Below are 4,488 nucleotides of genomic sequence, written 5' to 3'. Positions count from 1 at the left end.
GGCCTGTCGATCCGCGAGACAATCGACTGCCTGCGCGAGATCGGCGCGGAGGTCGTCGCGGCCGCATGCATCATCGACCGCTCGGCCGGCAAGACCGATGTCGGCGTGCCGCTGGTCGCGCTCGCCGAATATGAGGTGCCGGCCTATCCTGCCGACCGCCTGCCGCCGGAACTCGCCGCCATTCCCGCTATCAAGCCGGGAAGCCGCAACATCTGACTCAAGTTTGTTCGCGTGACGGCGGGCAGTTTAGCGGCTGACTCCGCGGCTCGCTATCGGGGCCAATCCACGTACGGCCGAACCTGCTTCGCCGCCCGGGGCGTTGTCGGTCCACGGATCGGCCGCCGTTTCGTCGGCCATACCAGCGGCGATGATAAATGGATGGATTTCGACGACGCTTTCGAACACGCCGCGCCCGGCGTCATACTCGACGTGGGTGATTGCTCCCATGAACTCCCTGTAGCGTTGCACGTTTAGTCACCTACGAAGATAATGCCAAGCTTTGCGCCGCGCTTGCGAGCGCATTCATCGGCTGACGAGCCCCGCCGCCATCGTCACTGCGACGGCGGTGAGGATAACGCCCGAGATGAGATCGAAGATGCGCAGGTTAGCGCGGTTTCGAAGCAGCCAAGCCATGAGGCCGCCACCCAGCGTGTAGCCGTAGCAGGCGAGCGCGGCCATCAGGATCAGCGCCATGACGAATTCGAGCCTGGCGCGGCCGGCGGCGAAGGACTGGCCGAGCGCCGCCGGCACGAGCAGCAGCTCGACATAGGTCAGCGGGTTCATCCACACCACGCCCATGACGCGGGCAAGACAGGAGCGCCCGCTCTCGGCGTGTGCGGAACGCTGCTCGACGCCACCGGCGGCGGAGGCGGCGCGGAAGGACTGCAGCGCGAACCATGCCACTGCCGCGAGGCCAAGCCAGGAGAGGGCCGTGCGGACAGCCGGATCGAGCCCGGCGATCGAGCCGCCCAGCAGGTAAGAGGCGGAGATCAGCGCGACGTAAGTGCCCCATACCAGGCTTGCCACGAATATCGCCCGTCCGCGCAGCAGGCCCTCGCGGATCATCATCAGGTTGTTCGGTCCGACCGAGGCCATCGAGGCCATGCCGAGCGCCAGCCCGACCTGGAATCCGTTCGCATCCACCAGGCTCATGGCGTTTCCTCCAGCGACGCATGACCGCCTCTATCGGCCGGTCGCGCTAAGGACAAAGTCAGATAGAGAATGGGCCGGAAAGGGCTGGCTTAGTGCGACCGGTAATTTCCGACGGGGAGGCGCTCCGGCGGACAATCCATCTCCGCCGCTCCTTTGAGGAGGCCAGTTCCAAGCGGCGCGCGAAGCCGGTGACTGTTTCTCGGAACCTGGACAATGGTGTGAAAAGCCGGGAAGCGGCTCGGCCGGGTACAAGCATGGCTCCAGCGAGCAACGAGCCACCTTGCGCCAATCCGGTCGCCATGAGCCGCCGATGCAACTCATCCACAGAAGGTTTTTGCCCGTAGATCTTGCCTTGATCGAGCGAGACGATCATCAACGGTGACATTTGAGCCCCTCGGTTTAATGCTGAAGTTAACGAGGGGCACTTTGCGCCAGAGGGACCGTTTGGCTCCTTTGGCCGAGTGTAAAAAATTCTAAAAAGATATGAGAAACCGAGGCTGCCCGCGCCAGCAATTCCCGCGCCGGCTCACCGCCAAGAAACATGTTGCAGCGATCAGTATCCAATATGCGGCGCCGTAATGTGCATTGGGGGCAAGGGATTTCCGGCGAAGTGCTTGCCGATCAAAGGTGCGCTATCAGATATTATCCCTCTTCAAGGCCGGCCAGCCGCAGCCCTTCAAGCACGACGCCGATCCGCTCCGGGATCATGGCAGGCTGGCCCGCTCTGATCGTCGCGATCGTAACGCCTGGAGAGAGCTTGCTCAGCGCCTCGACAAATCGGCGGGCCTCGTCCATGCGCCCGAGATAGGCGCTGGCAGCGGCCAACATCCAGAGCGTGGCGTCGAAGTTCGGATTGCGGGCCAGCGCACGGGAAGCCGACGCCAGCGCTTCTTCATAGTTACCGAGAATGACATGCGCATGGGCAATTCCGCAGAGCGCTATATGCGCAATTTGATCGCGAGGCATCAGCCGGTTCGCTCGGTGGAAACAGGCAAGCGCGTCCTCGACGCTCCCGCAATGGAGATGACCCACGCCCGCCGAAGTGACGACCGTCAGGTTGTTGGGGTTGGCGTCAACCGCGGATTGAAGGACGGCCATGCCCCAGTCGTAGTCTCTGACGACCTGAAGCAGCGCCATGGCGCAATGCGTCATCACTATCGCATCGCCGGCCGCATGTTCCAGCCCGCGCCGGGCGAAGTCTGCGCATCTTTCCCTGTCGTCGGGCCCGAACGGCGGCCAGCCCATCGTTATGCGGTGTTCTAGCGCCCAGGCTGCGTGAGCCAGGAATTGGGGATTGTCCGGCTCAAGTGCGAGGCCCTGTGTCAGAAGGGCATAGGCTTCTGCATTCCCCCGTTTGGATTCCGACAGGATCTTGGCCCGTGCCTGAAGATAGACGTCATAGGCGGCGATGCTTCCGGGCCGCTCCCGCCGCGAACGTTCGATCTCGGCCCATTCGATCTCCGGCCCGACCACGGTTGCGACCGCTTCTGTGATCCTGTCCTGGAAATCGAACACGTTGTCGAGGGCGCCATCGAGGTTCTGCGCCCACAGATGCGCGCCGGTGCTCCCTTGGATTAATTGGGCCGTGATTCTGAGCCGGTCGCCCGAACGCCGCACGCTGCCCTGGAGGACGTAGCGGACATCGAGTTCCTTCGCCACTTGCCGCACGTCTACGGCCCGGCCCTTGTAGACGAACGAGGAGTTACGGGCGATCACCGCGAAACTCTTGAAACGGCTGAGCGCGGTGATGATGTCGTCGACCACGCCGTCGGCGAACCAGTCCGGCTCGGAATCGCCACCAAGGCCCTCGAAGGGCAGCACGGCAAGTGCCGGCTGTGCGGGAAGCGCAACCATGTCCTCGCCACGCCTCGAAGTCAGCATGCGGTAGCCGATCCGCGGTACAGTCGCGATCCACTCGCGGCCGTCCGGGTCGACTCCAAGCAGCTTACGCAGGGTGGCGATCTGGACGGAGAGGTTTCCCTCCTCCACCGCCATGCCAGGCCACACGCTATCCATCAATTCTTGCCTGCTGACGACACCGCCCTCAGCCTTGAGCAGCGCCTCGAGGAGCGCAGCGCCTTTTTGACCGAGCGCGATCGGTTTGCCGTCCCGCCGCAGCTCTCCAAGGGCGGGGGCGAAGACAAACGGTCCGAAAACGAAAGGCGGCGCGACCATAACCGCCAAAATAGCCGCTACGCGGTTCCAGTGAAACTTTGATCTGCGTTTGCGTTCTTATCTTGCGACCCGTGCCTGACCGGGAACGTGCGGAAGAGCGCGGCTCAGCTTGGCTCGCAAGCATTCCGTGTCGTGAAGCTGGCCACAATGTTATCAATACATGTCGCCAGAAGGCGCGCAGCGGTTTCGGGGTGACGACGTGCAGGAAAGGAAACCAAAAATGATCGCCGGGATCGACCATTTCGTGCTGACGGTCCGCTCGGTCGAAGCGACCTGCGACTTCTACCAGCGCGTGCTCGGCATGCGGCGCCTGGATGAAGCGAACCGGCCGACCGCGCTTCTGTTCGGCTCGCAGAAGATCAACCTGCACGAGGTCGGCCGCACTTTCGAACCTAAGGCAAAGATGCCGACGCCGGGTTCCGGCGATTTCTGCCTGGTGGCTGCGGTGCCGCTCGTCGAAGTCCAGGCCAGCTTGCAAGCCAATGGCGTGGCGGTCGAAGTCGGCCCGGTCGAACGCATTGGCGCGCGCGGGCCGATGATGTCGGTCTATTTCCGCGATCCGGACAGCAATCTGGTCGAGGTCAGCGAATACCGGAAGTAGCTGCCAGCTCCGGAATTCTCCTCAGTTTCGCCAGAATGAGGTTCTTGTTATAGGCTGCGGCAGACCAACGCGGCGGCGTTTCGTTGTTCCGCGGCTTGCCCATCTCTATATCAGAGACTTGTTGCCTTTCTGCGCCATGGAGGCGCAAGATATGTGTGGCGCGTCCCGGTGGGCAGGGGCAGCGCGTGTAGGACCGGGAACTGGAACAGAGTGCTTTTTCGACGCCGAGAGCCTGATGGCCTCCTGGAACGGGTGCGTACTTATCTATGGCCGCGCCGCTCGTTCTCGCGTTCCGTGCAGTATTTCTCCAAGCGCATCCTGCGGCTGAACGCGACGCCGCATTCGGTCGCCGCCGGCGTCGCCGCGGGTGTTTTTGCCTCCTTCTTCCCGCTTGGCGCCCATTTCGTGGTTGCCGCCGTGCTTTGCTGGATGATCGCCGGCAATCTGGTCGCGGCGGCACTCGGCGCCGTGTTCTTCGGCAATCCGCTGACCTCCCCGCTGCTGTGGGGCGCGTCCTGGGAAACCGGCAAGCTGCTCCTGCATGAGCGCCTGCCCAAGCA

At 63.2% G+C, this 4,488-nt stretch carries 5 protein-coding genes and 1 pseudogene; 3 read left to right on the top strand and 3 right to left on the bottom strand.

What is annotated here, in order from left to right:
• Positions 1-216 (top strand): annotated as a pseudogene (locus EOA27_RS23955) (orotate phosphoribosyltransferase); the annotation flags it as partial.
• Between the two features lie 30 nt (positions 217-246).
• Here the strand turns inward: EOA27_RS23955 and EOA27_RS23950 are convergent.
• The 3 genes from EOA27_RS23950 to EOA27_RS23940 form a co-directional block, all read right to left on the bottom strand.
• Positions 247-468 (bottom strand): hypothetical protein, encoded by a 222-nt coding sequence (locus EOA27_RS23950; RefSeq protein ID WP_126078318.1) that lies wholly within the window; start codon positions 466-468, stop codon positions 247-249.
• Positions 469-522: 54 nt separating this feature from the next.
• The gene (locus EOA27_RS23945; RefSeq protein WP_126078317.1) at positions 523-1,152 is read right to left on the bottom strand and encodes a LysE family transporter; all 630 of its coding nucleotides are present in this window, start codon (positions 1,150-1,152) and stop codon (positions 523-525) included.
• A gap of 642 nt (positions 1,153-1,794) precedes the next feature.
• A complete protein-coding gene (locus EOA27_RS23940; RefSeq protein ID WP_126083461.1) occupies positions 1,795-3,327 on the bottom strand; it encodes a winged helix-turn-helix domain-containing tetratricopeptide repeat protein in 1,533 nt (510 codons plus the stop codon).
• A 220-nt stretch (positions 3,328-3,547) separates the two neighbouring features.
• Here EOA27_RS23940 and EOA27_RS23935 point away from each other — a divergent pair, with 220 nt between their 5' ends.
• Together EOA27_RS23935 and EOA27_RS23930 are read left to right on the top strand one after the other, a co-directional pair.
• Entirely contained in the window at positions 3,548-3,928 is a 381-nt protein-coding gene (locus tag EOA27_RS23935; protein WP_189342387.1) for a VOC family protein, read from the top strand.
• Positions 3,929-4,138: 210 nt separating this feature from the next.
• On the top strand, positions 4,139-4,488 hold a 350-nt coding region (locus EOA27_RS23930), incomplete at its 3' end, for a DUF2062 domain-containing protein (protein ID WP_127257418.1).

This window comes from Mesorhizobium sp. M2A.F.Ca.ET.037.01.1.1, from assembly GCF_003998075.1.
Lineage (GTDB): Bacteria > Pseudomonadota > Alphaproteobacteria > Rhizobiales > Rhizobiaceae > Mesorhizobium.
This window is presented reverse-complemented; position numbering and strand designations above follow the sequence as displayed.